The sequence below is a fragment of the Ulvibacter litoralis genome (genome assembly GCF_900102055.1).
GTDB lineage: Bacteria > Bacteroidota > Bacteroidia > Flavobacteriales > Flavobacteriaceae > Ulvibacter > Ulvibacter litoralis.
The window spans coordinates 1,049,954-1,076,273 of record NZ_FNBA01000001.1; the positions used below are offsets into that span (position 1 = coordinate 1,049,954).

Annotated in this window: 26 protein-coding genes and 1 tRNA gene; 15 read left to right on the top strand and 12 right to left on the bottom strand. The window is 37.2% G+C overall.

Annotated features, from left to right (window positions below):
* Positions 1 to 57: 57 nt before the first annotated feature.
* Entirely contained in the window at positions 58 to 1,062 is a 1,005-nt protein-coding gene (locus BLQ00_RS04850; RefSeq protein ID WP_093141245.1) for an NAD(P)H-dependent glycerol-3-phosphate dehydrogenase, read from the bottom strand.
* Positions 1,063 to 1,304: 242 nt separating this feature from the next.
* On the opposite strand from BLQ00_RS04850, the gene BLQ00_RS04855 reads away from it, so the two are divergent.
* Complete coding sequence (locus BLQ00_RS04855) at positions 1,305 to 2,219, top strand: nicotinic acid mononucleotide adenyltransferase (protein ID WP_093141248.1); 915 nt, start codon at positions 1,305 to 1,307, stop codon at positions 2,217 to 2,219.
* A 95-nt stretch (positions 2,220 to 2,314) separates the two neighbouring features.
* Here the strand turns inward: BLQ00_RS04855 and BLQ00_RS04860 are convergent, their stop codons facing one another.
* The 5 genes from BLQ00_RS04860 to BLQ00_RS04880 all read right to left on the bottom strand — a co-directional run bounded on the left by BLQ00_RS04860 (position 2,315) and on the right by BLQ00_RS04880 (position 6,332).
* Positions 2,315 to 3,220: a hypothetical protein gene (locus BLQ00_RS04860; RefSeq protein WP_093141251.1), complete on the bottom strand. Its 906-nt coding sequence runs from the start codon at positions 3,218 to 3,220 to the stop codon at positions 2,315 to 2,317.
* Positions 3,221 to 3,253: 33 nt separating this feature from the next.
* Positions 3,254 to 3,844 carry a nicotinate (nicotinamide) nucleotide adenylyltransferase gene (gene nadD / locus BLQ00_RS04865; protein WP_093141253.1) on the bottom strand — a complete coding sequence of 197 codons (591 nt, stop codon included), beginning with the start codon at positions 3,842 to 3,844 and terminating at the stop codon, positions 3,254 to 3,256.
* Entirely contained in the window at positions 3,845 to 4,438 is a 594-nt protein-coding gene (gmk, locus tag BLQ00_RS04870) for a guanylate kinase (RefSeq protein WP_093141256.1), read from the bottom strand.
* Positions 4,438 to 5,295: a YicC/YloC family endoribonuclease gene (locus BLQ00_RS04875; RefSeq protein ID WP_093141259.1), complete on the bottom strand. Its 858-nt coding sequence runs from the start codon at positions 5,293 to 5,295 to the stop codon at positions 4,438 to 4,440. The genes gmk and BLQ00_RS04875 overlap by 1 nt, the downstream gene beginning before the upstream one ends.
* Positions 5,296 to 5,372: 77 nt before the next feature.
* Complete coding sequence (locus tag BLQ00_RS04880; RefSeq protein ID WP_093141261.1) at positions 5,373 to 6,332, bottom strand: YheT family hydrolase; 960 nt, start codon at positions 6,330 to 6,332, stop codon at positions 5,373 to 5,375.
* Between the two features lie 85 nt (positions 6,333 to 6,417).
* On the opposite strand from BLQ00_RS04880, the gene BLQ00_RS04885 reads away from it, so the two are divergent.
* The gene (locus BLQ00_RS04885; protein ID WP_093141264.1) at positions 6,418 to 6,894 is read left to right on the top strand and encodes an acyl-CoA thioesterase; all 477 of its coding nucleotides are present in this window, start codon (positions 6,418 to 6,420) and stop codon (positions 6,892 to 6,894) included.
* Between the two features lie 79 nt (positions 6,895 to 6,973).
* Here the strand turns inward: BLQ00_RS04885 and BLQ00_RS04890 are convergent, their stop codons facing one another.
* The 3 genes from BLQ00_RS04890 to BLQ00_RS04900 all read right to left on the bottom strand — a co-directional run bounded on the left by BLQ00_RS04890 (position 6,974) and on the right by BLQ00_RS04900 (position 8,679).
* Positions 6,974 to 7,333, bottom strand: a complete 360-nt coding sequence (locus tag BLQ00_RS04890) for a nuclear transport factor 2 family protein (protein ID WP_093141266.1) — start codon at positions 7,331 to 7,333, stop codon at positions 6,974 to 6,976.
* Positions 7,334 to 7,410: 77 nt separating this feature from the next.
* Complete coding sequence (locus BLQ00_RS04895) at positions 7,411 to 8,322, bottom strand: DMT family transporter (protein WP_093141269.1); 912 nt, start codon at positions 8,320 to 8,322, stop codon at positions 7,411 to 7,413.
* Positions 8,323 to 8,325: 3 nt separating this feature from the next.
* Positions 8,326 to 8,679: an arsenate reductase family protein gene (locus BLQ00_RS04900; protein ID WP_093141271.1), complete on the bottom strand. Its 354-nt coding sequence runs from the start codon at positions 8,677 to 8,679 to the stop codon at positions 8,326 to 8,328.
* Between the two features lie 91 nt (positions 8,680 to 8,770).
* Here BLQ00_RS04900 and BLQ00_RS04905 point away from each other — a divergent pair, with 91 nt between their 5' ends.
* On the top strand, positions 8,771 to 9,226 hold the full coding sequence (locus tag BLQ00_RS04905) for a DinB family protein (RefSeq protein ID WP_093141274.1): 456 nt from the start codon (positions 8,771 to 8,773) through the stop codon (positions 9,224 to 9,226).
* On the opposite strand, the gene BLQ00_RS04910 is transcribed toward BLQ00_RS04905, so the two are convergent.
* Entirely contained in the window at positions 9,219 to 9,977 is a 759-nt protein-coding gene (locus BLQ00_RS04910) for a DUF3298 and DUF4163 domain-containing protein (RefSeq protein WP_093141277.1), read from the bottom strand. The two genes, BLQ00_RS04905 and BLQ00_RS04910, sit on opposite strands and share 8 nt — an antisense overlap.
* Positions 9,978 to 10,045: 68 nt before the next feature.
* Between BLQ00_RS04910 and BLQ00_RS04915 the strand changes: the two genes are divergently transcribed.
* Entirely contained in the window at positions 10,046 to 11,188 is a 1,143-nt protein-coding gene (locus tag BLQ00_RS04915) for a cystathionine gamma-synthase (protein WP_093141279.1), read from the top strand.
* Between the two features lie 74 nt (positions 11,189 to 11,262).
* On the opposite strand, the gene BLQ00_RS04920 is transcribed toward BLQ00_RS04915, so the two are convergent.
* A complete protein-coding gene (locus BLQ00_RS04920) occupies positions 11,263 to 12,063 on the bottom strand; it encodes a THC0290_0291 family protein (protein WP_175445413.1) in 801 nt (266 codons plus the stop codon).
* A 170-nt stretch (positions 12,064 to 12,233) separates the two neighbouring features.
* Here BLQ00_RS04920 and gdhA point away from each other — a divergent pair, with 170 nt between their 5' ends.
* The 10 genes from gdhA (at position 12,234) to BLQ00_RS04965 (ending at position 24,377) form a co-directional block, all read left to right on the top strand.
* The gene (gene gdhA / locus BLQ00_RS04925; protein ID WP_093141282.1) at positions 12,234 to 13,577 is read left to right on the top strand and encodes an NADP-specific glutamate dehydrogenase; all 1,344 of its coding nucleotides are present in this window, start codon (positions 12,234 to 12,236) and stop codon (positions 13,575 to 13,577) included.
* Between the two features lie 118 nt (positions 13,578 to 13,695).
* A complete protein-coding gene (porZ, locus tag BLQ00_RS04930; RefSeq protein ID WP_093141284.1) occupies positions 13,696 to 16,005 on the top strand; it encodes a type IX secretion system anionic LPS delivery protein PorZ in 2,310 nt (769 codons plus the stop codon).
* Positions 16,005 to 16,724: a DNA repair protein RecO gene (gene recO / locus BLQ00_RS04935; protein ID WP_093141287.1), complete on the top strand. Its 720-nt coding sequence runs from the start codon at positions 16,005 to 16,007 to the stop codon at positions 16,722 to 16,724. The genes porZ and recO overlap by 1 nt, the downstream gene beginning before the upstream one ends.
* A 3-nt stretch (positions 16,725 to 16,727) precedes the next feature.
* Positions 16,728 to 19,133: a TonB-dependent receptor gene (locus BLQ00_RS04940; protein WP_093141289.1), complete on the top strand. Its 2,406-nt coding sequence runs from the start codon at positions 16,728 to 16,730 to the stop codon at positions 19,131 to 19,133.
* A 64-nt stretch (positions 19,134 to 19,197) separates the two neighbouring features.
* Positions 19,198 to 20,088 (top strand): AEC family transporter, encoded by an 891-nt coding sequence (locus BLQ00_RS04945; protein ID WP_093141292.1) that lies wholly within the window; start codon positions 19,198 to 19,200, stop codon positions 20,086 to 20,088.
* A 12-nt stretch (positions 20,089 to 20,100) separates the two neighbouring features.
* A complete protein-coding gene (locus BLQ00_RS17545; RefSeq protein WP_175445414.1) occupies positions 20,101 to 20,262 on the top strand; it encodes a hypothetical protein in 162 nt (53 codons plus the stop codon).
* A 192-nt stretch (positions 20,263 to 20,454) separates the two neighbouring features.
* A complete protein-coding gene (locus tag BLQ00_RS04950) occupies positions 20,455 to 20,790 on the top strand; it encodes a single-stranded DNA-binding protein (RefSeq protein ID WP_093141294.1) in 336 nt (111 codons plus the stop codon).
* A 71-nt stretch (positions 20,791 to 20,861) separates the two neighbouring features.
* On the top strand, positions 20,862 to 22,976 hold the full coding sequence (recQ, locus tag BLQ00_RS04955) for a DNA helicase RecQ (protein WP_093141297.1): 2,115 nt from the start codon (positions 20,862 to 20,864) through the stop codon (positions 22,974 to 22,976).
* A 721-nt stretch (positions 22,977 to 23,697) separates the two neighbouring features.
* On the top strand, positions 23,698 to 24,279 hold the full coding sequence (locus tag BLQ00_RS04960; RefSeq protein ID WP_093141299.1) for a tetratricopeptide repeat protein: 582 nt from the start codon (positions 23,698 to 23,700) through the stop codon (positions 24,277 to 24,279).
* Between the two features lie 25 nt (positions 24,280 to 24,304).
* Positions 24,305 to 24,377, top strand: a tRNA-Asp gene (locus tag BLQ00_RS04965).
* A 315-nt stretch (positions 24,378 to 24,692) separates the two neighbouring features.
* Here the strand turns inward: BLQ00_RS04965 and BLQ00_RS17710 are convergent.
* Positions 24,693 to 24,935: a hypothetical protein gene (locus BLQ00_RS17710; protein ID WP_139149362.1), complete on the bottom strand. Its 243-nt coding sequence runs from the start codon at positions 24,933 to 24,935 to the stop codon at positions 24,693 to 24,695.
* Between the two features lie 280 nt (positions 24,936 to 25,215).
* Here BLQ00_RS17710 and BLQ00_RS04975 point away from each other — a divergent pair, with 280 nt between their 5' ends.
* Complete coding sequence (locus BLQ00_RS04975; RefSeq protein WP_093141304.1) at positions 25,216 to 26,319, top strand: slipin family protein; 1,104 nt, start codon at positions 25,216 to 25,218, stop codon at positions 26,317 to 26,319.
* Position 26,320: the final 1 nt, after the last annotated feature.

Below are 26,320 nucleotides of genomic sequence, written 5' to 3' on the forward strand. Positions count from 1 at the left end.
AGCCGTCTTACATCTGTAAAGCGGCTTTTTTGTGAAATAATAAGACCTGTTTAGAGGCTAATTTAATTTTTCCGTTAACTTTTTAAATACCTTTTTTGGATCTTTATTTTCATAAAGAATACTGTACACCGCATTAATAATAGGTGTTTTGGCTTTTTTATTCTTTTTTAATTGGTTTAGTTCGTAAGCACTTTTGGTTGCATAATAGCCTTCAGCAATCATACTCATTTCCATTTGAGCACTTTTTACCGTATACCCCTTCCCAATCATATTTCCGAACATTCTATTTCGGCTAAAAACAGAATATCCTGTTACCAATAAATCACCTAAATAAGCCGAGCCATTGATGTCTCGTTTCATTTTATGTACTTTTTTCACATACCGCTTCATTTCTCGAATTGCGTTGCTCATTAGGACACTTTGAAAGTTATCGCCATAACCCAATCCGTGTGCAATTCCGGCGGCTAAAGCGTAAATATTTTTCAGCATAGCAGCGTATTCGGTGCCTATAACATCATCGCTGATAGAACATTTTATATAATCACTGCGTAAGTATTTTGCAACAGTTTCGGCTTTTTGAGTGTCGGCCGAAGCAATGGTTAAGTATGAAAGACGCTCTAAAGCAACTTCTTCTGCGTGACAAGGTCCTGTAATAACACCAATGTCATTAAATGGAATTTTATAATGCGTGAAAAAATGATCGCCAACAATTAAACTTGTTTCAGGAACAATCCCTTTAATTGCTGAAAATATAATTTTACCCTTTAATGAGGCAGTTAGTTTCTCTAATTCAGCGTGCACAAAAGCAGAAGGTATCGCAAAAATAAGATAGTCAGCGTACTCAACCATTTCATTAATATCGTTGCTTAATTTTAATTGAGAGACGTTAAACTCGACCGAGCTAAGGTAATTTGGATTGTGTTGTTGTTGTTTGATATGCTCCAACGCATAAGGACTTCGCATATACCAACCCACTTCTTCTAGGTTTTCACATAACATTTTCACAATGGCTGTAGCCCAACTCCCACCTCCAATAACTGCAAATTTTGGTTTACTTGACATATTCTGAGTTTGATCTATTCAAAAATAAGGAAATATGTACATACTATCGTTAAAATTAGGGTATCAAATTGTGAAAATGATAGCACGAAAATATTCTTTTTTCTACAAAATTTTCAATGCATTGTAAAACTTTCCGAAGTAAAATCGATTTAAAAAATCACAATAAAAAGCTGTTAATCAAATAATTATAATTTTGGCACATGTTTTGAATTTCAATAGATATAATTTTTAAATCTATTCGTATGAAAACACTAAAACTAATTTTCGGACTAACACTAGTTGCCTTCTTGGCATCTTCTTGTTATCAAGAGGTAATTGTTGAAGAGACTCACACTACAACAGTACCTACAATTACATTAGCTCAGTTGGTTTCTTCGTACGATTTATGGTACGTAGATATTGATCGCTCAACGGGAAGTGGCTACATTCCTTTTATGCAAATAGCCTTTACCATGTCGTTTAAAAACGGAACAGTCTATGCCAATAATAATCTTGTAGGCATCGGAAGTCAAGGAAATGGTCTTGGTATCCGAACTGGATATTACGATACGTTTAACGACACGCTGGAAATCTCGGATGATATTGACGGTTTTTACGGTTTTGAAGTAACACAACGAAGCACGAATGAGATTGAATTGTACAACAGACGTGAAAATGTTTCTTACGTTTTAGTTGGGTACCAAAAAGGAACCTTCAATTACGATACATTATTTTACGACAACATTCACTACTTTTTACAGGAATACCTTACTTGGGAAAAAACCTATACGAGCGAATATGGAGCCATAAATGAGTTTGATTATGAGAACTTTGTGCAATTTTTACCAGGCGGTGGAGAGGGTAACTTTTTAAGCTCTCAAGACCCAAATGGAACCAACCCAAACAGTGTGTATTGGGACTATTCTGGAATCTATAATGTGGACGATGTATCGGGAAATCCGTACCTGAAATATTTAACACTAGATTATGATTTTCTAGGCAATGAATATTTTGAGCTGAGCGTTATTAATGACAGAACGGTCGAGTTGTTTCACCCAATGTCTGGAACTCTATATCGTTTTACTGGACGTGGATACATTCAGTATAAAAACAAAAGAAAATTAAGAGAATCGAAAGCTACTATTGCAGCGCAAATGATAAAAATTAGTAGCTTCTAAAGTATATATAAATTTTTGGTTGGTTAGTTAGTTGAAAATCGTCCCACTGTTCTGCAGTTGGGGCGATTTTATTTTTACTTCGGAAAGTTTTTCGGCTATTTTGAATTTGTAACCAATGATTTAAAATAACTCAAATCGAAGTTCAATCCGAAACGAACTGTGGTGTATTTCTGATCTGCAATTCCCTTCTGAAATCCGAGTTCATAATTTACCATCGAATTGAATGTTGTTTTAAGCGTAGAACGCACCAAAGCAGGTCTGTCGCCATCTCTCACAAAACCGCTGTAGCCACCAAAAGCATTTTTAAAAACAAAATGATTGAAGTTTAAGTCAATTCCGGCGCCGTACAAAATAGCATCGTTTTGACGAAAATCGGTTCTATGTGTTTGGTACACGTACAATCCACCCATTGCATAAAGGCGCATAGAAGGTAAAAATGAACTTCCCAATGCAATTTCTTTTCCAGCTGAAAGGTCAAAAAAGTATCCAGGCGAATCGGTATATCTCGCTTCTTCTAATTTTGTTCCTGAAGCAGTTCGCAGGTTAATTGTAAGTAGTAAATCTGGTAAGCTTTTATGGTTTTGCAATAGCTGAATGTAGGTTCCAACATAAATGTCTCCTCCGGCAGTTCCTTTACCGTCTGTAGTTTCAATTTTGCGATCTAAAAGCGTTGCCTCATCTACGTTGTAAAATTCAATAGGCACTACACTCACAAACAATCCTACTTTTTTAGCCTGCAACGGCACGTACAATTCAGTATAAAAGTTGCTGGTTTGATCGCCATCGCTCGAATGGTTTTCGAAAGCGACTTTTAAGTTTAATTGGGAGGGAAGTATTCCTGTTTTAATTTCAGGAACAGGCAAAGCATTGGGTCCCATAAAACCGGGAGTAATAACGATGTGTTGTTGCGAAAAACTAAACTGACTCTGAATTAAAAAAAAGGCTGTTAAAACAAGCAATTTAGTAACCTGTGAAAGACGTACTCTTGTGTTTTTTTTCATAATGAGTGTTGGTTGATTCAAAAAATCAAGAGCCTATTTGTAAAAATTCATTTCGTCGATATACTTCCAAACGGTTTCTGGTAGCATGGGGCGAATGTTCTTTCCTTCCTGAATGCTTTTTCGAATAAAAGTAGACGAAAGTTCCATAATAGGAGCGTTCACTTTGTGAATATGTGGGTGATTGTTAAATTGTGTTTCAATAGTTCCTTGGGAAACTCTAGGATAAACATACAACGAATATCGCTCTAAAATAACCTCGTAGTTTTTCCACTTATGAAAGCTTTTTAAATTGTCTTCACCCATAATTAAACAGAAGTCGAAATCGGGGTGTTTTTCTTCTAAAAGAATCAAGGTGTTTACCGTATAATTAGGCTGTTCCAGTCCAAACTCGATATTGCTAGCCTTAAGTTTTGGATAGTCTTCAAGCGCAATACGAACCATTGCTAAACGATGATGGTCGTCTAATAAGGTGCTTTTCTTTTTGTGTGGATTGTGCGGCGTTACCACCATCCAAACTTCATCTAAATCACTAAATTCAACCATATAATTAGCAATGGTTAAATGCCCTATATGAATTGGATTAAAGGTTCCGAAATAGAGTCCGATGCGTTTTTTAGAAGCCATTTATTCTTCTTCTTCTGAAATAGGTTTTGCAATAAATTCTGAAACTAAATTCTTCGCTTCTGCCAAGGCAGTGGTTAGGTCGTCGTTTTGAATAATATAATCAAATTGCGGTGCTGTAGCAAGCTCTACGGAAGCTTTGGCAATACGCATGTTTATTTTATCGTCGTCTTCCGTTTTGCGTTTTTTCAAGCGAATTTTAAGCTCGTCAATACTTGGAGGTTTCACGAAAACCGCTAAGGTTACATTCGGAAACTTCTTTTTAATGCGCAAACCACCTACCACGTCAATATCAAAAATCACGTTTTTACCCATTGCCCAAAGACGTTCTACTTCTGTTTTTAAGGTTCCGTAAAAATTATCGCGATAGACTTCTTCCCACTCTAAAAAATCACCGTTTTTAATGTGTTGTTTAAAATCTTTCAAATTGATAAAATAGTAGTCTTCACCGTGTCTTTCGTCGCCTCTAGGTTCTCTAGAAGTAGCCGAAACAGAAAATGCTAGATTGAGTTCTTCTTGTTTAAGCAAGTATTGTACAATGGTGGTTTTTCCACTTCCTGAAGGTGCTGAAAAAACAAATAATTTGCCTCCTTTCATTACAAAACGTTTAAAGCTTGTTCTTTAATTTTTTCTAATTCGTCCTTCATTTGAACCACTAACTGCTGCATAGGAGCAAAGTTGGCTTTAGAACCAATGGTATTTATTTCACGACCAATTTCTTGGGTGATAAACCCTAATTTTTTCCCATTAGAATCGGTAGATTGTATGCTTTCGTTAAAGTAATTAAGGTGGTTTTTTAAACGTACCTTTTCTTCAGTGATGTCGTATTTTTCAAGATAGTACACAAGTTCTTGTTCAAAACGATTCTCATCCACTGTTTCTTTCAAGTCGCTTACTGCTTTGTGTAAACGTTCTCTTACATTTTCAATACGTTGTGGATCGATAGCAATTACTTCTTCAAGCAAGGCTGCAATTTTCTCAGCGCGCATTAAAAAGTCATTTTCTAATACTTTCCCTTCATCAGAGCGGTATTTGTTGATGTTTACTAAAGCTTCATCAATCGCTTCAATAATCACTTTAAACTCGGCTTCATCAACCTCTTCACGTTCCGTTTTAAGTGTCTCAGGCATTCTAACGGCCATTTTCAACAACTCCACTTCGTCGCCAGCAACCACATTCCGAAGCTGATTCATGTATTCTTTTACAAGTGTTTCGTTTAGTTTAGTTGTGGTTGTTTCACCAGTAACTTCAACATATAAATTAAAATCTACTTTACCACGTTCTAACGATTTTGCAAGCATAGTGCGAATTACAAGCTCTTTCTCTCGATACATGGAGGGAACACGTGTGTTTAAATCCAAGTTTTTGCTGTTAAGCGATTTAACTTCTACCGTGATTTTTTTAGATGGTAATTGCACCATGGCTTTACCATAGCCAGTCATAGATTGAATCATATACAGATTTTAGAATGGCAAAGGTACTAATTTTCAAGTTCAGACGTAAAGCGAAGGCTGCAATACTACGAATGCTCTTATTCGTCTTTTAAAAAAGCTAACGTACGCTGTTCACTATAGTACAAATGATTGTTGATGTGAAACCCTACGTGACCACCATATTTAGGTGTTTCTAGGAAGACATGTTCAGATTCGGAAGCAATTTTATACGGGTAACAATCGGGCGATAAAAAGCTGTCATTTAGCGCGTTTAATATAAGCACAGGAACAGTAATGTGTTTCAAATACGGAAGACTACTGCTTTTTTCATAATAATCGTACGCATCTTTGAAGCCACCAGCCGGGGCGGTGTATAGATTGTCAAACTTAAAAAGAGAGGTGATCTTTCGATAGGTTTTTGGCGTCATTCTTTTCGGGAATCGTGCCATTTTCCGCTTGTATTTTTTACGTAAATCTAGGATAAAAGTGGTGCTATAGACTAAGTTTCTACGTTTTTCGAGGGCTTCAAGAGAGCCTCTTAAGTTGATGGGCGTAGAAATAGCCACTCCTTTTTTTACTTGCTTCGGAAGGTTTTTTTGTTCTCCTAAATACTTCAACACTAAATTACCACCAAGGCTAAAACCAATAAGGTGAATGTGTTGGTATTTCGATTTTTTCAGAAGGTATTCAACCACAAAAGCCAAATCGGATGTGTCTCCCGAATTGTACGATGAAAACAACAAATTATCCTCACCGCTGCAGCCACGATGGTTCATGGCAACTACATCCCATCCGTTTTCGATAAGTAGTTTTGCTTGTCCTTTGATATAACGTCGCTGTGCATTGCCCTCTAAACCGTGCAAAAGAATGGCAACTTTTTCTGTTTTTTCTTCGGAAAAGGACCAATCTACATCTATGAAATCTTGATCTGGAAGTTGTAAGCGTTCTCTTTTTTGAACCAATTTCAGGTCTGGACGTAATTTGGCTGAATAAATAGTAGAAAAATGACCATTTTTAAAAGGAAGCTTCGGTTGGAAATTACTTTTTACTAGAGGCATGAGGTTTCTAAAAATTTATGCAAAATCTAACAAAATTAGTATGCAGGCATAGCAAAAGTAGGTTAAATTTGTAAAAAAAATTTAGATGTATACAAAAGAATTTGAAATCCGTTGGAGCGATGTAGATGCCAATCTTCATTTAAGAAACAGTGCGTATATTGATTTTATGAGTCACACGCGTATGAGTTTCTTTTTAGAGTACGGTTTTGGTCAATTGCAATTGTCAAAATTAAATTTAGGGCCTGTTGCACTTTACGAGCACATGTATTATTTTAAGGAAGTATTTCCAGGAAATCCAATTCGCGTTTCGTTACAATTGAAAGGTATTTCTGAAGACGGAATGTTTTTCGAATTTAGACACAACTTTTACGACAGCTCGAATAAAAACGTTGCCCGTTGTGAAATGATGGGCGCTTGGATTAATTTAAAAGAACGAAAATTAACCGGATTGCCTGAAGATTTATTGGCCAATTTAAGTGGTTTGGATAGAACCGACGATTTTAAAATATTGACCAAAGAAGACACACGCCGTTACGGACAAGTTCCTCAAGACTTGGAATAAATAATAAAGAGCCAAGAAACTAGACTTTTGACCTGAATCTTGGCTCTTATCTTTTGTTGTGGAGTATTTAGACTCTTTACTATTCAGAGTCGTAGAAAAACTGCTCTTTTACTATTTTTCCATCTTTTACTTGGTACACGCCAATTTCTGACATCTGACTGCGTTGACCGCTTTCTTTGTGTGTGGTGTCCATATCGAAACGAACACTGAACCAATTATCGGCTACAATTGGCTGACTCGCATTGCTGCTATGTACTTCAAAGGTTTCGTTCCACCATTCTCCTTTTTTGGCAATTTCTTCCATGCCTTTTGCGGTAGGGTATTCACCTGTAGCTTCAACACTAACAATATTAGGGCTGTATAATTCTTGGTAGCAACGTGCTTCTTCATTATTGTTGAACCACGTAACTAAATTGTTTGCTATTTCTTCCGTTTTCATCGTAAGGTTTTTAAAATTAGAGAACTAAAAATACAATTTTTTTTAATTGTCTGTGTCATTAAAAGGTTACGAATCAATTAATTGATGGATTGTTTCTTTCTGAATAACGGTTTTTTTTGAGAAGATAAAAAGACACCCACAAAAATGAGCAAGGCAGCGCCAGCACGCAGCGGAGTAAGTGCATCTGAACCTATGGCTATCGCAAATAACACGGCAATTAACGGCTGCAAATAAATAAATGCACCGATGGTTGAAGGACTTAATTGCTTGAGGGCATAGATGTTAAATAGATAGGTTAAAACCGTGGTTCCAATCACCACAAAAGCTAGTTTCCAAATAGCGTCAAAGTCAAGATCTGTCCAGGCAACAGCGGTGAATTCTGAGAGTCCGATTGGTAAATTGATCAGGGTTGCAAATAGAAACAAAAACTTCATTAATGTAATGGAGCTGTATTTTGCCGTTAACGGTTTCACCATGATAAGGTAAATGGAGTACGAGGTTGCATTTACAATAAAGAGCAAGTTCCCAACAGGGATGTTTGGAGCATTGGCTTGCGTTTTAGCGCCAAATAGAATCAATACCAATGCGCCAGCTAATCCTAAACCAATCCCGATAGACTTTATCCATGTAATTCGTTCGCGTAAAAAGAAAGCGGATAAAATCAACAATAGAACGGGCGATAATGTAATAACTACACTACTGTTTATAGGTGTTGAAAGACTTAGTCCTTTAAAAAACATAAGCATGTTAAGGACCATTCCAAAAAAGGCACAGGCAATAATTCGTCCCCAATCTCTTCGTTCAATTTTTTCGGAAGGATAGAATAAACTAAGAATCCAAAATACAAGACCTGCTCCTACAACACGCAACAAAATAAAACCATAGGGTTCAATTACGGTGGGCATGAGACCTTTGGCAATGGTGTGATTTATTCCATAGATAGTGCTCGCCAAAGTGGCTGCTAGAAGGGCAAGAATTCGTTTGTTCATAGTTTACGAATGAATCGAATTTTTAGCGGCTTCAACTGTTTTTTTACTGTTTCCGATAAAAATTTCAGAAGCATTGATAATTACAGGGCGTTTTAAAAAAGTGTAATGCTCCAAAAGGAGGCTTTTAAAATCTTTTTCGCTTAAGGTTTCGTCTTTTAAGTTTCGCTCTTTGTACAACTTTGCTCTTTTGCTGAAAAGCGCTTCATAACTTCCCGCTAAATCATGTAATTCGTCAAGCTGCTTTACGGTTAGTGGCTCGCTTTTTATGTCTTGTTTCTGAAAGGATTGCGGTAAATCAATGTCTTTCATAATTCGCTTACAGGTATCGCAGGTTGTTAAGTAGTAGATTTTTTTCATTTTGAAGCCTTTTTAGAATCTTATAAAGAAGTACAAAATAACCTCTTTTATAAACAAATTCCTTTAATTTTATCTGAAAATATACAGCGCGATGGAATTTAACTTTGATACAACTTTAAAAAATAGAACACTACTGCTTCAGATTTTAGAAGCACTTTCATTAGACCAATTGAATAAGGTCCCAGAGGGGTTCAATAACAACATTTTTTGGAATATTAAACACGTTGTCGTTACGCAACAATTGCTAGTGTACGGATTGTCTAATTTGCCCATGTTAGTGGCTAGTGAGGATATTGAGATGTACCGAAAAGGCACCAAGGTAGAAGGAGCTGTTTCCGAAGAAGACGTTGAAAAGCTTAAAAAAGAACTCTTCACAACCCTAGAACAAACGCAACTAGATTATAAGGCGGGACTTTTTAAAACGTATACCGAATATACCGTGACCACAAAATCGACCTTAACCAAGGTAGAAGAGGCGATTATTTTCAATACGTTTCACGAAGGAATTCACTTGGGCTACGTTTTAGCTTTAAAACACCTTATTTAATCGCTAAAAAAGGAGCAGCTTCGTCCAGTGGGATTGAAAGCTCTATTGGTCCGTCGGCATAACTTGCAATTTCATATTGATTGTACAATAGCAACAGTGTGTCTTTCGTAAATCCGATGGTTTCCGGAAGCGCAAATTTCTCGTCTTCAAACCAAAATCCGGTCGAATTTATAGATTCGTTTTTCGGAATAGAATGAGCTTCTCTAAATTTAGTTTCGGCGAATGTGGTAAACGCTTCACGATTTTTTAAAAGTTCTTCGGAAGTGATTTCAGCTCCGTTTTTGGAGCGTACATTTAAAAAAGTAACGTGTCCGTATCCATGAGCGCCTCCTGTATAAAGGTAATCACGCATTTCTATGGAAGTCATTTTAGGTGAACGGTAGGATTCTACGATGTTAATTTCGGCAAAATATTCGGCCGACATGTCTGGGAATTCGGCGCTGTGCAATCGGTAGGTTTTTATAAATTCTGAAGCTGCTTCAGAGATGGTTTTTGCTTTCGAAATACTATCGTCGCCAATATGTAAAGCTGTAATAATGTGTTTTTTGATGGCTTCATTAATTCGTTCTGAAGCTTTCGTGTCGTCCATAGCCTCTACGTAATTTATGGTGAGTTCTGGGCACGAAATGGTCTTGCAAACTTCAAAAGAAGCTTCTGTGAAACTTTCCGAAGAGAAATTTACGGGAACCTCTAATTGACAACTTGTTACAGCAAAAAAGAGGACGATAATAGCTAATATTCTGTTATTCATTCGTTAAAAATAAACAAGATTTAATAATAAAGGTTTAAAGATTTACTTTTGTTTTAAAATAGAATATAATGAAGTTCAACACCAAAGCAATTCACGGCGGACAACACGATGTAGATCCAGCATACGGAGCGGTAATGCCTCCTATTTACCAAACAACGACTTATTCGCAAACCACACCTGGAGGTCATAAAGGATTTGAGTATTCTAGAAGTGGAAATCCGACCAGAGCTGCGTTAGAACGTGCTTTTGCGAGTTTAGAAAATGGGAACTACGGAATGGCTTTTGGAAGCGGTTTAGCGGCGATTGATGCTGTTTTGAAATTATTAAAACCTGGCGATGAGGTGGTTTCTACTAATGATTTATACGGAGGGTCGTACCGACTGTTTACCAAGATTTACGAAGACTTTGGAATTAAATTTCACTTTGTTGGAATGGGAAATGCGAGTAACATTGAAAACTTTATTACAGAAAAAACAAAATTGATTTGGGTTGAAACACCAACCAATCCAATGATGAATATTATAGACATTAAAGCGGCGGCGGCAATTGCAAAAAAACACAAAGTACTTTTGGCGGTAGATAATACCTTCGCAACGCCTTACTTACAACAACCTTTGGAGCTAGGAGCCGATATTGTAATGCACAGTGCTACAAAATACCTTGGCGGACATAGTGATGTGGTGATGGGTGCTTTAATTGTGAAAGATAAGGAACTGGCAGATCGTTTGTATTTTATTCAGAATGCAAGCGGCGCAATTTGTGGGCCACAAGATAGTTTCTTAATGCTTCGCGGACTTAAAACACTGCATGTTCGTATGCAGCGTCATTGTGAGAATGGAAAGAAGGTTGCAGAATATTTGGCAACACACCCTAAAATTGAAAACGTATATTGGCCAGGGTTTGAAAGTCATGCCAATCATGAAATTGCAAAAGCGCAGATGAATGATTTCGGCGGAATGATTTCGTTTGTAACCAAAGGCAATAATTACGAAGATGCAATTAAGATTGTTGAAAATCTTAAACTATTTACCCTTGCTGAAAGTTTAGGAGGCGTAGAGAGTCTGGCAGGACATCCAGCGAGTATGACACACGCAAGCATTCCGAAGGAAGAGCGCGAAAAAACAGGTGTTGTAGATGCCCTTATCAGGCTCAGTGTTGGAATTGAAGACGCAGACGATTTAATTGCAGATTTGGAACAAGCAATAGGATAATACGTTTGAAATATAAAGACATAAAAAAGCCCATCTGTTACGGATGGGCTTTTTGTATATCGTAAATCTTTGTTTTAATCTAAGTAGTAAATGTACCCTAAGTTTAACCAGTAAATCCAGTCGTTCGCTTTGTTTTCTGGAACTTCTACCAGTCCGTTGTTGTCAAAGCTAGGATTTAAACCATCCACCCAGTTCGAAAAATAAAACTGCCAACGGCTGTCAAGCATTAAATCACTTAACGGAGTTAATTTATAGCGAATACCAACACTGGTTACTAATCCCCATGTGTTTCCTGGTTCTTGCTGAAAGGCGTTTAAATATTTATCTGGAGTTGAAATAGGCGTGTTTAATGGTCCTAATTCTGAATGTACTTCTGGATCAAAACTAACCCAGTGTAACCCCATACTAATAAAAGGAGCTATTTTATAATCGCCAGCTGCATAATCACGTATGCTAAGTGGGAAGTATTCTAATTGTGTTCCAATATCGAAAACGGTTGTAGAACCCTTCATACCTCTTAGTTGCTCTGCAGTTATAGAAGTTTTGTCAGGATCTACCCAAGGACCATAATGAGAGAAATTGGTTTTATGGTAATCAATTTCATTTCTAATCTTGAAGTGATCGTTAAAATAAGTCGCTTTTGTATAACAGTTACAATCTGCTCGATATGAAAAGTTTATATAGTGAACCAATCCAATACCAATACCCACGTTTTGAGAATTGGTTTCGAAATCGTTTCGAACTCCATAATCTGAGTAAAAAGCAACGGGACCAGTTATAATTCCTAGCTCGTTTGAGAAACCAAGTTGGCTATAAACGTCTTGTTTTGAGAAAGCAAGAAGTAAAAATACCAATAGCAAATTTCTGGTATTCATTGTAAATTAGGTTTAGTTTGAGACGCAACAAATATATAAAAACATATGAAACAGAGAAATTTAATGTCGATATTTCGCTTATTTATATAATTTTAGACAGTTTATTTTTCACATTAAACATATATTTGTCCTCTTAAATAACGAAAACGTTTTCAATAAATTATTTATACATGAAACAAAGTATTAAAGACTTCATTTCCAGTGTTGAGAAAATGAATCCTAACGAACCTGAATTTCTTCAAGCTGTTACTGAAGTTGCAGAAACGGTTATCCCTTTTATAGAGGAAAATGAAAAATATCAAGGTAAAAAATTATTAGAACGAATGGTCGAGCCAGAACGTACGCTTATGTTTAGGGTGCCTTGGACAGATGATTCGGGAGAGATACACGTAAATAGAGGGTATAGAGTAGAATTTAACTCTGCTATTGGACCGTACAAAGGAGGATTGAGATTTCACCCTTCTGTAAACCTTAGTATTTTAAAGTTTCTAGGTTTTGAACAAGTTTTCAAAAATAGTTTAACTACACTTCCTATGGGAGGTGGTAAAGGAGGATCTGATTTTGACCCTAAAGGTAAAACGGATTCTGAAGTAATGCGTTTTTGTCAAAGTTTTATGACAGAACTTTCAAGACATATCGGACCTAACACAGATGTTCCTGCGGGAGATATTGGTGTTGGTGGAAGAGAAATTGGATATATGTTTGGTCAATACAAACGTCTTAGAAACGAATTTACAGGAGTTCTTACTGGTAAAGGTCTTTCATTTGGAGGGTCGTTAATTCGTCCAGAAGCAACAGGTTACGGAAACGTTTATTTTGCTAAAAACATGCTTGCTACAAAAGGAGAAAGCTTCAAAGGTAAAACAGTAGTAATCTCTGGATCTGGTAACGTGGCTCAATATGCAGCTCAAAAAGCAATGGAATTTGGAGGAAAAGTAGTTACTTTTTCAGATTCTGCTGGATATATTTATGACGCAGAAGGTTTCAATGAAGAGAAACTTGCTCACGTTATGGAACTTAAAAATGAAAAACGTGCTCGTATTAAAGAGTATGTTGCTAAATATCCTTCAGCAACTTATAGTGAAGGAAAACGTCCGTGGGAAGTAACATGTGATATCGCATTGCCTTGTGCTACTCAAAACGAATTAAACGAAGAAGAAGCAAATACATTGGTGAAAAACGGATGTATGTGTGTAAGTGAAGGAGCTAATATGCCTTCTACACCAGATGCTATTGAAGTATTCCAAAAAGCGAAAATTTTATTCGCACCAGGAAAAGCTTCAAATGCTGGAGGTGTTGCAACTTCAGGATTGGAAATGTCTCAAAATTCATTGCGTTTAAATTGGACAGCTCCAGAAGTAGATGAGAAACTTCATACAATCATGAACGATATTCACGCAGCTTGTGTGCAATACGGAAAAGATGGTGATGGATATGTAAATTATGTAAAAGGCGCAAATGTTGCCGGTTTTGTGAAAATTGCGGAAGCAATGCTTGCTCAAGGTGTCGTTTAAAATCCTTTTTTACTTATATTTTTGAAAAGGTTGTCTTTAAAAGGCAACCTTTTCGATTTAAATGGCGCAATAAATTCTTAGATAGTTTGTTATATTTTTCAAACCCACGCAATAGCTTATGAAGCATTTTGTAGTTATTTTTTTGTTTTTAGCAAGTCAGTTCACATTCGCTCAGAACTATGAGGACCGTTGGACCGACTATTTCTCGTATGTTTCAGTAAAAAGTATTTCTCAAGGGAACGACAAAATCTATGCTGCTTCTGAAAATGCTATTTTTATCTACGATCTTTCTACCAATGAAATAGAAACAATTTCAACTGTTAATGGATTGTCTGGTGAATCTATTTCTACCATACATTATAGTGAAAATAATAACCTTCTAGTTATTGGTTATGAAAACGGACTGATGGATGTTGTTATTGATGACGAAGAAAACGTACTTACCGTGGTTGACATCTTAGACAAACAAACCATTCCTCCAAACGTAAAACGAATCAATCACTTTAACGAATACAATAACATCTTATATATTTCAACGCAATATGGAATCTCTCTTTTTGATCTGTCTGCGCTAGAGTTTGGAGACACCTATTTTATTGGAGATCTAGGAACTCAAATAGACGTTGCACAAACAATAGTACAAGAGCCTTATATTTTTGCAGCAACCGCTCAAAATGGTATCAAAAGAGCCATGGTAGCTGATGATAATCTTATCGACTATCAAAATTGGGATCCAATCATTCCTTCTGGAGGGTTTAAAGGTGTTCAAGTATTAGAAGAAGAACTTTATGTAGCACAGGAAAGCAATACGGTTTCTAGAATGGATGTGGATGGAGGACTGACCAATGTTGCGAACTTTAGTGCTGCAATTGTTGGTTTTAAATCAAACAACAACATTTTAACCATTACAACCACCACCGCTATTCAAGCCTATTCAGTAGGATTTGTTTTAGAAGGATCGGTTACAAACATTCCGAATTACACCTATACATTGCAGTCGGGATATGCCTTCAAAGATACTTTTTATTTAGGAACAGCTACGCAAGGCATGTTTAAAGTTTCATTTAGCAACACGCAGGTAGAGCAAATTTTACCTGATGGTCCGTTGTTGAATAAACCGTTTGCTATAGACGCATCTCCAGGGCAGTTATGGGTTGTTTTTGGAGAGGTTACCACAACGTATAATCCAGATCCAGAAGACTATAGAGGAATTAGTAATCTACGAGAAGGAGTTTGGACAAACACTTCTTACAATGAACTCTCAGACACTTTTGGCGGAAAAGTAATTAGTGATTTAGTGAAGGTAACCATTAACCCAAACGATCCGAATGAAGCGTATGTTTCATCGTTTAAAAAAGGACTACTTAAATTGGAAGGGCAAGAACCCGCTTTTTTTTACGATCAAGAGAATAGCGCCTTAGAATTACCAACCTTTATCAATCCGCCAGAAGCAGTTGGAATCCGTTTGTATGGCTCCGAATTTGACCGAGAAGGCAATCTTTGGTTTGTACAGTCACTTTATAATAATGGCCTTTTAAAATTAACACCTAGCGGACAAATTCAAAAAATAGACATTACCTCTATTATTGATGGAGAAGGAGAACAAGCTCTTACCGATTTAGCCATTACAAGAGAAGGAAACATCTTTTTTGGTACGGCACAAGGAGGTTTAATAGGGTACAATCCAAATAGCAACCGATTTAATAGAATACAAGAAGGGGTTGGAAATGGAGATATTCCTAAATCTAATGCTAGAACACTTGCGGTAGATAATCAAAATAGATTGTGGATTGGAACCAGCAAAGGACTTAGGGTACTTTATAATGTAGGTGGATTTTTTGAAGAAGACGCCGATATCGATGCACAACCAATTATTATTTTAGAAGATGGAGTGCCACAAGAGTTGCTTTACGAATTGTTTATAACCGATATTGAAGTAGATGGTTCTAACAATAAATGGATTGCCACTTCTACATCAGGCGTGTTTTACTTGTCTGCGAACGGACAAGAAACATTACTCCGATTTACAAAAGATAATTCGCCACTGCCCACAAATAACGTTCAAGACATTTCGATCGACTCGTTTACTGGAGCGGTGTATTTTGCAACAACTAATGGATTAGTCGCATATAACGGAACTGCTACTGCACCAAGAGACAATCTAGAGAATGTATATGCTTTTCCAAATCCAGTGCGCCCAGGTTTTACAGGAAATGTAACCATAGACGGCCTTACTGCCGATGCGAATGTGAAAATTACCGACATTGAAGGAAACCTTGTTTTTGAAGAAACCTCTGAAGGAGGAAGTGTGCTTTGGGACACAACTGCCTTCGGAAAGTATCGCGTTGCTTCAGGAGTGTATCTCGTATTAATAACGACAGAAGATGCGCTTGAAACAAAAGTTTCTAAAATAATGGTCATTCGATAATGGTTGTCACAACCAAAGCAATTGTGTTTTCAGCTTTAAAATTTGGAGAAGCAGACCTAATCGTCACTTGTTTTACCGAAAAAGAAGGTGTTAAAAGCTATTTACTTCGAGGCGTATTGAAGTCTAAAAAAGGAAAATTAAAAGCTTCTTACTTCCAACCATTAACCCAATTAGAAATTGTAGCCTTTCATAAAAATAAAGGGACGCTAGAACGGATGCAAGAAGCAAAGGTTTTTTTGCCCTACCAAAGTTTACATACTAATGTGGTAAAAACGGGCGTGGTAATGTTTCTTTCTGAAATGCTTAAAAATTGCATTAAAGAAGAGGAACCCAATCCAGATTTATACGAATACCTCGAAAATGCGTTTGTTTGGCTCGACAATCATGATGACATCGCAAACTTTCATATTCTTTTTTTACTGAAGCTTTCAGCACATTTAGGGTTCTTTCCAGATACTTCAACAATTGAAGCTCACTATTTTAATTTATTAGAGGGCTGTTTTCAGCAAAATAAAACCAATTCGTATTGCGAAAATGAGGCGGTAGTTCGTGATTTTAAGCCTTTTTTCGGCATAAATTTTGATGCCATCTCGCAGATTAAACTAACCAAAAAAGCCCGTTTAGATGTTCTAAACATGTTGTTGCAGTACTACCAATTACATGTTCAAGGATACGCTAAGCCTAAATCTCTTTTGGTGCTCAACCAACTATTTAACTAACCTATGAGATTTTTAGTATTTCTATCACTAGCGCTTTTTTCAGTCATTACAAGTGCTCAAACCATCCAAGTTCTAGATCAAAATACCCAACAACCTATTTCTGGAGTGGCAATTTTTAATCATGAAAAAACCAAAAGTGGTGTTACCGATTTTGACGGCTTTGTGAGTATTTCAAACTTTGAAGCTTCAGAAGAAATTACGTTTCAACACATTTCACACGTTTTGCTACGGTTTACTAAAAAAGAAATTCAAGACGGTGGTGGAATCGTATATCTTTCCGAAGATGCCAGCAAGCTAGATGAGATTGTGCTTTCTGTTTCAAAATTTGGTCAACAAAAACGGGACATTCCGCAGCAAGTTTTAAGCGTAACAAGTGACGATGTTCTTTTTTCGAATCCGCAAACCGCTGCCGATTTATTAAAAAGTACAGGACAAGTATATATTCAAAAAAGTCAGTTGGGTGGCGGAAGCCCAAACATTCGTGGTTTTTCGACCAATCGATTGCTAATTACAGTGGATGGCGTTCGTTTTAATACGGCAATTTTTAGAAGCGGAAATGTGCAAAATGTAATTTCTATCGATCCTTTTTCTGTGGAAAGTACCGAAGTGGTTTTAGGACCTGGATCTGTTGTATATGGAAGTGATGCGGTTGGAGGAGTGATGAATTTTTATACCAAGAAACCTAAATTTTCTTTTGTTGAAGGGACTTCGGTATCCGGAACTGCGGCGGCGAGATATGCAACGGCAAGTGAAGAAAAAACAGGGCATTTCGATTTCAATATCGGTACCAAAGAGTGGGCGTTTTTAACAAGTGTGACTTATAGTGATTTTGGAGATCTTAGAATGGGAAGTAACGGCCCGGACGATTATTTAAGAAACGAATACGCCGCAACCATAAATGGAGAAGATGTAGAGGTTATAAACGATAATCCGTTGGTGCAAGTAGCCACAGGATATCATCAAATTAATACGATGCAAAAGGTGCGTTATATGCCTTCTGAAAAATGGGATTTTAATCTAGGCTTATTTTATACAACAACGGGAGATTACCCGAGATACGATCGTTTAATTCGCAAGAAAGACGGAAATCTTCGTGCTGCCGAGTGGTATTATGGTCCGCAAGAATGGCTTTCTGGAAATTTTCAAGCGCGAAATACTGCCTATGCTGGTGGTATTTATGACGAAAGTTTGATAACCGTTTCGTATCAACGTTTCAAAGAAAGCAGACACGATCGGGATTTTGGAAAAACAACCTTGTTTGAAACGGAAGAAAATGTTTCAGCGTATAGTGCTGCGTGGGATTTTGAGAAAGATTTTACAAACGGGAAGTTCAACTATGGAGTGGAGTATGTGTACAACAAAGTACATTCCGAAGGAAAACAAACAGAAATTACCAACGGAATTTCAACACCTGACGCCTCTCGCTATCCAGACGGATCTAGCTGGCAATCGATGGCTGCGTACAGTAGTTTGCAGTATAATTTAGCTGAAAAATTATCGCTTCAAGGAGGATTGCGCTACAACCATATTATTGTAGCTGCTAGTTTTGAAGATGGGTTTTACGACTTACCTTTTGAAGAAGCAAATATCAATACAGGTGCTTTAACAGGAAGCATCGGACTTGCATGGAATCCTAGTAAAACGTTAGGATGGCGTGCCAATTTCGGAACCGCATTTAGAGCTCCGAATATAGATGATGTTGGGAAGATTTTTGACAGTGAACCAGGAAGTGTTGTGGTTCCGAATCCAAATTTAAAACCTGAATATGCCACAACTGGTGAAGTGGGTGCTACGCTAAATTTCGAAGATGTAGTGAAAATAGACCTAGCGACCTATGTAACGCACCTAAAAGATGCGTTGGTGCGTCGTGACTTCGAATTAAACGGAGAGACAGAGATTGAATACCAAGGAGAACTGAGCAATGTTCAAGCCATTCAAAATGCTGCCAAAGCGAAAGTGTATGGTTTTGAAGCAGGTTTGGAGGTTAATTTTTGTGAGCAATTGCAATTTACGTCTCAATACAATATCACCGATGGGTTTGAAGAAGACGATAACGGCGAGCATTATCCGTTGCGAAGTGCTGCGCCACAATACGGTAATAGCCATTTGATTTTTAAAACGAATAAATTAAAGTTTGACGCTTTTGTGGAGTACAACGGACAGTTCGATTATCAAGATTTAGCACCGAGTCAGCAAGCAAACGATTATTTATACGCCAAAGATAGTAATGGTGATCCGTATGCTCCGAAATGGCATACGTTGAATTTTGGTGCGCAATATTCGGTTACAGAAGCACTTCAGTTAAACGCAGTGTTAGAGAATATTACCGACCAGCGGTACCGTCCTTATTCTAGCGGAATTACTGCGGCGGGACGAAATCTAATTGTTTCAGCAAATTATAAGTTTTAAAAAAGAATAGAAACTAAAAATTGGTTTGCTACATGTACTGTAGTATTTCATTTAAATTCGCGCGGTGCAATTATTACTACTTATCGGCTTAATTTTTTTAAGCGTTCTACTTACAAAGAAAAAGCTTATTACAAGCAATACAATCCGTTGGGCAACCCGATGGGTGCTCTCTGTTGCGCTTCCTGCAGTAGCGTTAATGGCAATTCCTTCACTCGAAATAAACAAACAACTGGTGACGCCTATTTTGGCGCCTTTACTAGTTTTCTTTGTTTCTGCTGCGGTGTTTTTTATTGGGTTTAAGGCTATTTTTTCTTCGGAAGAACGTTTGGTTTTGGCACTTTTAGGCGGATTGGGAAACACGTCTTTTTTAGGGTTTCCGTTTATTAGTTTTTTCTACGGAATGGAACATTTATCGTATGCGGTGGTGTACGATCAAATAGGATTTTTACTATTAGTGACCGTTGCTCAAGTGTTTATTGCGAAGCAAAAAGATGAATTAGACGTAAAAGGAATTTTAAAACGAATTCTTTTATTTCCTCCGTTTATTGCATTATGTATAGCCTTATTTATTCCTAGCGATTTCTTTTCTGAAGCAATTACTAGTATTTTAAAAATGTTAAGTGCTTCATTAAGCCCAGTCGCCATGGTGATTGTAGGATATCAAATTGCGATGCATGTAGATTTTGTTTTTACCAAGAGTATGTTTTATGGAATTGGGTATAAGCTACTTGTGGCGCCGATGCTTATCTTTGTACTGTTCTATTTTTTCAATGTTGAAACACAGGTTTTTAAAGTCACGATTATTGAAGCTGCAATGGCACCGATGGTAACACCTGCTATTATTTTAACGAATTATAAAATAGCACCAAAACTTACTGCACAGATAATGTGTTGGGGAATTATTTTTTCGTTTGTAACCGTTCCATTATGGTATTGGTTTTTAGAGATTGTATAAAAAGATTTAGAAATGGCTAAGAAAGGAAAAGAGAAGAACACAAAAAATAAGGCAAAGCATTCTAAATTGATGCAACGAAAAACCGACAAAGCGCGAAAGGAAAAGAGCACCCGTTCTGAAAAATTAAAAGCGATTATCCAAAAATCAAAAGAAAAAGAAGAAGGGTTGGAATAAATTTAAACAATCAACTTGTTTTTTAATTCATTGATTTTCAATAAAATAAAAGTTTACAAACGTTTACAAGCAACTTTAAACGAAAGTAAGCACGTACTTACCTATTCTCACAAAAGTCTCATCCTATGTTTGCAGTGTTGAATCATTCAGGTTCAATTCATCTTAACTGTTTAACATTAAAATATAGAAATTATGAGCACACTTAAAAACAAAGTACAGTTGATTGGAAACTTAGGAAACGACCCAGAAATCATCACCTTAGATTCTGGAAATAAATTAGCAAAGTTCAATATTGCGACCAACGAAACGTACAAAAACAAACAAGGCGAGCGTGTTACTGATACCCAGTGGCACAATGTAGTCGCTTGGGGCAAAACCGCAGATATTATAGAAGCTTATGTCACCAAAGGAAAAGAAGTTGCTGTGGAAGGTAAACTTACCTCAAGAAGCTACGAAGACAAAGAAGGACAGAAACGTTTTATCACCGAGGTTGTTTGTAATGAAATCTTGATGCTTGGAGGAAAATAAGAATCAATTTCGCCGTCGGGATACCTTGTTCCGACGGCGTTTTTTAGTCTTGATTGTTTATTTTTACCGATATGACCCAAAGCAGCAAACTTCACGAATTACTTAAAGTCCATTTTGGATACGATACCTTCCGGCCCAATCAATTGCAAATTATTGAAAACGTGTTAAATGGAAGCGATACGCTTGCCATTATGCCTACGGGTGGCGGAAAATCGTTGTGTTTTCAACTACCTGCTTTGTATTTGGAAGGAACGGCCATTGTCGTTTCTCCCTTAATTGCTTTAATGAAAGATCAAGTTGATGCACTTACCGCCAACGGAATAAAAGCGACCTTCTTTAATTCGAGTCAGCCGCAAGCCGAGCAACAACAATCCTTAGAAGATTTAAAAGATGGAAAGCTAACGCTATTTTATGTAGCGCCTGAAAGCTTATTCTTGATTGAATCGATTTTGAGAGAGATTAAAATTAGCTTGTTTGCCATCGATGAAGCCCACTGTATTTCATCTTGGGGGCACGACTTTAGACCTGCTTACACCAAACTCGGAATTTTAAAAGCCTATTTTCCTCAAACACCTATTATTGCCCTAACCGCAACCGCCGATAAGGCAACCCAAGATGATATTATTACACAATTGGGTGTCCCAAATGCAGATAAGTTTCTTTCTTCTTTCGATCGTAAAAACTTGTACTTGGATGTTCGTTCGGGACAAAACAGACTCAAACAAATTTTAGACTTTCTGAAAAACAAATTAGACGAAAGTGGAATTGTGTATTGCCTAAGCAGGAAAAGTACGGAGTCCTTGGCTGCAAAATTAAAATCGGCAGGATTTAAGGCAGCGGCTTACCATGCTGGATTATCGGCTGACGACAGAAGTCAAATTCAGGAAGATTTTTTAAACGATCAAACGCCTATTATTGTCGCTACCATCGCCTTCGGAATGGGGATCGATAAAAGTAATGTTCGTTGGGTAATTCATTACAATATGCCTAAAAACATTGAAGGCTATTACCAAGAAATTGGACGTAGTGGGCGTGATGGTCTGCCCGCACACACCGTATTGTTTTACAGTTTTGCAGACGTAATTCAACTACGAAGGTTTGTACAAGGAACACCAACGGAAGCATTTCAATTGGCAAAATTAGAGCGAATGCAACAGTTTGCCGAAGCCTTAAGTTGTCGCCGTCGTGCCTTGCTTTCGTACTTCGGGGAAACGCTTGTCGAAGACTGCGGAAACTGCGATATCTGCAAATCGCCCCCCAATTATTTTGATGGAACATTGTTAGCACAAAAAGTATGTTCCGTAATTACGAGATTACGAGAGCAAGAAGCATTGGGAATGGTCATCGACGTACTTCGTGGGGCACAAAACGCTGCCGTCTTGGAAAAAGGCTACCAACAAATTAAGACCTATGGCGCTGCCAAAGATGTTTCTTGGCTCGATTTGCAACAGTATATCATTCAGTTGTTAAATCAAGGTGTTTTAGAAATTTGGTTTCACGAAAATGGACGCTTGTTATTAACGCCATTAGCGAAACAAGTTTTATTTGAAGGTGCTAAAATTCAGTTGGCACATTTAAATCAACGAAAGGAAATTGCGAGTAAAACAGAAGCGGAAGAAACGAAAACAACCAGTCTTTTAGATAAACTGAAATTGTTGCGTTCGGTGTTAGCCAAAGAAATGGGCGTTCCTGCTTATGTGGTTTTCAGTGATGCAAGTTTGAATGATATGGTTGAAAAACTGCCAAGCAATGAAGACGAGTTTGCGATGATTAGTGGTGTTGGACAAGCAAAATTAGACAACTATGCCGAATCCTTTCTGAAAGTGATCAATACCCATCAACAAACGCTTCAGAAGAAACCTAAGAAGACCAAAAAGAAAGGTGCTAAAAAGGGAGAAACGCACAAAATTACCTTCGAGTTGTTTGAGCAAGGACTTTCCGTAGAAGAGATTTCAGAAAAAAGAAATCTTACAGAAAACACTATTTATGGACATCTCATGAAAATGCATCAACTAGGAAAAGAGATAGATCTTTTTAAATTGATTTCTTCGGAAGAGATTGAAACCATTCAAAACGCGAAGGGAAAAGTAGAAAATCCGGAGGCACTTAAATCGTATTTCACTCACTTTGAAGAAAAAATCCCATATTGGAAAATTAAGTTCGCGTTTTCACTTCTTGAAAATTAATTTGGAAAGAAGTTAAAAAATACTGCATATTTGCACCACAATGAAAAACACAAAGTTACATATCGATCCAATAGGACTGAATTTTCAGTTTGAATATCGTGCGATGAAAGATTCGTTACAACGATGTAGGGCGTTTTGTACTAAGTTTTGAAGTAATTTACTTAAAAACACAGCTATAATTTGAAGCGCCCATTCTATGAGGCGCTTTTTTTATGAATTTTTTTTAGAAACTAAGTTTATTGAAGATTAAAAAGAAAAAATAGCATTGAACTCTAAGCAGCAGGTACCCAAACGATTGCAAAAAAGTTCAGATATCCGAAAAATTCGGACAGGGATTTAACTGCCTAATTCCAACATAAAACACTGATAATCAAATAAATAAAAGTTATTTTTTATTTGGAATTTAAAAAAAAGGGTTCATCTTTGCACCGTCCAAAACAAACAAAGGTTTTGGATTTTTACAAACAATACAATTATTAATTAAAAACAAGAAGCTATGTATTTTATACTAAATACACCACAAAAAAGCGAGTGTGATTTTACACATACGCATCAGCTTCGGAATTTTAAATAGAGACTACTCTTCTATGAAAACATCCGAAGCAATCTAAACTGTTTCGGATTTTTTTAAGTCTTTTTTTAAAGGCGCTCAATACTTCCGTTACGGTTTCAAAATGAAATTTCAGATTTATTTCTGAAGCAATCAACTTAAAAAACCAACATGGAAACACCTAACATTTATTTGTTTAAAGCATTAGACGCATACCCATACGAGCTTGAAAAAGCTGCTGAAGCATTAAATTATGCCTTGTCATACGATTCAGAAAATGTAAAAGCTTTGTGCTTACTTGGAAAATTGTATAGTGAACAATTAAACGATTACAACACAGCTAAAACCTATTACGAACGTGCTCTAGCGAGTAGATTAGATATTCCGGAAGTCTATCCAGAATACATACGAGTTTTATTGTTAAACGACGATTATGACGAAGTACAAAAGTTAATCGACTTTGCTCTAACTGTTAAAGGAATTGATACTGCGGGAATTTATCTAGCCCAAGGACATTTATTTGAAAGCAAAAACGAGTTTGATTCGGCTGTCGAAGCTTTTAAAGAGGCGAAACAATACGCAATGAACAATGATTTTACAGACTATGTGAGTGCAGAATTAAAAAGAGTTCGTAAAAAGTTGAAAGTTGAAAAAAAGAACGCTAAAAAAGCTGTTGAAACAATAGAGATTCCGAAAGAAAAGGAAGCCACGAATACAAACTGGTTCCGCAATCGATTGAATAGTTTGTTGTAATACATTCCTGCTTTTGCAGGAATACAGTACTGTAGTTCAAAGGCTAGAGCACCTCACTGTCTATGAGGAAGGTACGGGTTCGAGTCCCGTCGGTACTGCACCAGGCAGGTCTAGTTGGGTGTTTCTGTATGGCACTATTGTGCAAGGCTTTGCAGCGATGTATCAAGCACTTGTGTACAACTTGATCTGGAGGTTTTGACTGTTCGCCAAAAAATAGTCGCGACTCTGTGGGTCGTGGGTTCGATTCCCACTCCGTTTAGGCGGATAGTTCAGTTGGCTAGAACAACAGATGTGGATGCGCCGGTTCGATTCCGGTCTTAAGCTTGAGGAAACTCTTGGCTTTTGTAGCTCAGCGGGTAGAGCACTACACTTTTAATGTAGGATATGGACTCAAAATCCATTCTCAAAGAGGATCAACTTTTAAAAACGATCGACAGCCTGTCACGCTGTAACTGTGATAAAATAGTAAAGGAAGACTCGGTTTTTAATTCTTCGGAAGAGAAAACAGTCTGAAACGTACTTTGAAATACAACTGCATTTAATCGGGAAACTATGGCTTTTTCGCAGCTAAATGGTGTGTTATATGCTTTCTTTTTTCTGAAAGTATTTTCATTCTCTTTGGTGCTTAAAACCCTTAATGAAATGGTTAAGTGCATTGTGTTTCCTTACAGGAAGGATGACTTTTCCTTTACTGTTTTTATAAAAATGAAATGCGCGTTAGGGACCTGCCTGCGGAAGGCAAGTAGCAGCGGGATTCCCATCATAGCTTCAGCTAAGGAGGGATATAGCGAATAGCCCGGCCTTTTTAAAGCGGAAGCAAAAAAAGGAACGCCCAAAATAAACATACACCAAAGCAGCACCGGTAGCTCGAAATGTATGTGCGTACCCCTTGACGGGCGGTACTTAATTAAAGTGGAATATTAAAAAGTAGAAAACATGAAAAGAGTAAGAATCAATGCCGGAAAAGTAGGTTTGGTTTTCAAAAAAGGAGATTATGTACGTGTACTTACAAAAGGAGTACACTGGATGGGTTGGAATTGCAACGTAAAAGTCTACGACTTGTCGCAGCCAATTAACGTAATGCCGATTGCAATTGAGGTGTTGCTTGAAGATGAAAAATTGAAAGCGATGTTACATGTGGTTGAAGTAAAAGATAACGAATTGGTTGTAGTAACTAAAAACGACAGATACAACCAAGTACTTACCACAGGACGTTATGTGTTTTGGAAGGGCTTTGTAACCTACGAGTTTACAGTTGTAGATTTGGATAAAATTTACATTACCGAGAAAATAAACAAGGCGTTGTTTAGTAATTACGAACTGAACAAGCACATTCGTGTGTTTGAAGTAGCTGCTTACGAAAAAGCAGTCTTGCTTGTGGACGATGTGTTTGTAAAAACCTTAGGAGGCGGTACATACCGTTTCTGGAAAAATGACACGACCATTAAAATAGCTAAAGTAGATATGCGTCAGTTGCGATTAGAGGTTGCTGGACAAGAATTATTAACCAAAGACAAAGCTGCCATCCGTATTAACTTTGATACTTTGTACAAAGTGGTGAATATTGAAAAGGCAGTCTTGGAAAATAAAGATTTTGAAAAGCAATTGTATGTTGCCTTGCAATTAGCGTTGCGTACCTATGTGGGGACGTACACGTTGGATGAGCTTTTAGAAAACAAAACAGAAATTGCTAAAGCTGTGTTTGAAGACACAAAAACAGCAGCGACCAAGTTGGGAGTTTCTATTATAGACTGTGGAATTCGTGATGTAATTTTGACCGGTGAAATGAAGGACATTATGAACCAAGTGTTGGTGGCTCAAAAAAAGGCGCAAGCCAATGTGATTTCAAGACGTGAAGAAACGGCTTCGACCAGAAGTTTGTTAAACACGGCTAAATTGATGGAAGAAAACGAAATGCTTTACAAGTTGAAAGAAATGGAGTTTGTAGAGACCATCGCCAGTAAAATTGGTGAGATTACGGTTTCTGGTAACGGGGGAATGGTAACACAGTTGAAAGATATTTTTGCTGTGAGAAGCTAAT

What these genes read in the sequence shown, in the direction of transcription:
- BLQ00_RS04875 (WP_093141259.1), bottom strand. Translation starts at nt 5,295, where the DNA reads ATGATTCAATCTATGACTGGCTATGGTAAAGCCATGGTGCAATTACCA.
- BLQ00_RS04950 (WP_093141294.1), top strand. Translation starts at nt 20,455, where the DNA reads ATGAGCACACTTAAAAACAAAGTACAGTTGATTGGAAACTTAGGAAAC.
- BLQ00_RS04915 (WP_093141279.1), top strand. Translation starts at nt 10,046, where the DNA reads ATGAAGTTCAACACCAAAGCAATTCACGGCGGACAACACGATGTAGAT.
- BLQ00_RS04900 (WP_093141271.1), bottom strand. Translation starts at nt 8,679, where the DNA reads ATGAAAAAAATCTACTACTTAACAACCTGCGATACCTGTAAGCGAATT.
- BLQ00_RS04860 (WP_093141251.1), bottom strand. Translation starts at nt 3,220, where the DNA reads ATGAAAAAAAACACAAGAGTACGTCTTTCACAGGTTACTAAATTGCTT.
- porZ (WP_093141284.1), top strand. Translation starts at nt 13,696, where the DNA reads ATGAAGCATTTTGTAGTTATTTTTTTGTTTTTAGCAAGTCAGTTCACA.
- gdhA (WP_093141282.1), top strand. Translation starts at nt 12,234, where the DNA reads ATGAAACAAAGTATTAAAGACTTCATTTCCAGTGTTGAGAAAATGAAT.
- nadD (WP_093141253.1), bottom strand. Translation starts at nt 3,844, where the DNA reads ATGGCTTCTAAAAAACGCATCGGACTCTATTTCGGAACCTTTAATCCA.
- BLQ00_RS04940 (WP_093141289.1), top strand. Translation starts at nt 16,728, where the DNA reads ATGAGATTTTTAGTATTTCTATCACTAGCGCTTTTTTCAGTCATTACA.
- BLQ00_RS04885 (WP_093141264.1), top strand. Translation starts at nt 6,418, where the DNA reads ATGTATACAAAAGAATTTGAAATCCGTTGGAGCGATGTAGATGCCAAT.
- BLQ00_RS04880 (WP_093141261.1), bottom strand. Translation starts at nt 6,332, where the DNA reads ATGCCTCTAGTAAAAAGTAATTTCCAACCGAAGCTTCCTTTTAAAAAT.
- BLQ00_RS17710 (WP_139149362.1), bottom strand. Translation starts at nt 24,935, where the DNA reads ATGCACTTAACCATTTCATTAAGGGTTTTAAGCACCAAAGAGAATGAA.
- BLQ00_RS04905 (WP_093141274.1), top strand. Translation starts at nt 8,771, where the DNA reads ATGGAATTTAACTTTGATACAACTTTAAAAAATAGAACACTACTGCTT.
- BLQ00_RS04855 (WP_093141248.1), top strand. Translation starts at nt 1,305, where the DNA reads ATGAAAACACTAAAACTAATTTTCGGACTAACACTAGTTGCCTTCTTG.
- recQ (WP_093141297.1), top strand. Translation starts at nt 20,862, where the DNA reads ATGACCCAAAGCAGCAAACTTCACGAATTACTTAAAGTCCATTTTGGA.
- BLQ00_RS04895 (WP_093141269.1), bottom strand. Translation starts at nt 8,322, where the DNA reads ATGAACAAACGAATTCTTGCCCTTCTAGCAGCCACTTTGGCGAGCACT.
- BLQ00_RS04890 (WP_093141266.1), bottom strand. Translation starts at nt 7,333, where the DNA reads ATGAAAACGGAAGAAATAGCAAACAATTTAGTTACGTGGTTCAACAAT.
- BLQ00_RS04960 (WP_093141299.1), top strand. Translation starts at nt 23,698, where the DNA reads ATGGAAACACCTAACATTTATTTGTTTAAAGCATTAGACGCATACCCA.
- gmk (WP_093141256.1), bottom strand. Translation starts at nt 4,438, where the DNA reads ATGAAAGGAGGCAAATTATTTGTTTTTTCAGCACCTTCAGGAAGTGGA.
- recO (WP_093141287.1), top strand. Translation starts at nt 16,005, where the DNA reads ATGGTTGTCACAACCAAAGCAATTGTGTTTTCAGCTTTAAAATTTGGA.
- BLQ00_RS04975 (WP_093141304.1), top strand. Translation starts at nt 25,216, where the DNA reads ATGAAAAGAGTAAGAATCAATGCCGGAAAAGTAGGTTTGGTTTTCAAA.
- BLQ00_RS04920 (WP_175445413.1), bottom strand. Translation starts at nt 12,063, where the DNA reads ATGAATACCAGAAATTTGCTATTGGTATTTTTACTTCTTGCTTTCTCA.
- BLQ00_RS04850 (WP_093141245.1), bottom strand. Translation starts at nt 1,062, where the DNA reads ATGTCAAGTAAACCAAAATTTGCAGTTATTGGAGGTGGGAGTTGGGCT.
- BLQ00_RS04910 (WP_093141277.1), bottom strand. Translation starts at nt 9,977, where the DNA reads ATGAATAACAGAATATTAGCTATTATCGTCCTCTTTTTTGCTGTAACA.
- BLQ00_RS17545 (WP_175445414.1), top strand. Translation starts at nt 20,101, where the DNA reads ATGGCTAAGAAAGGAAAAGAGAAGAACACAAAAAATAAGGCAAAGCAT.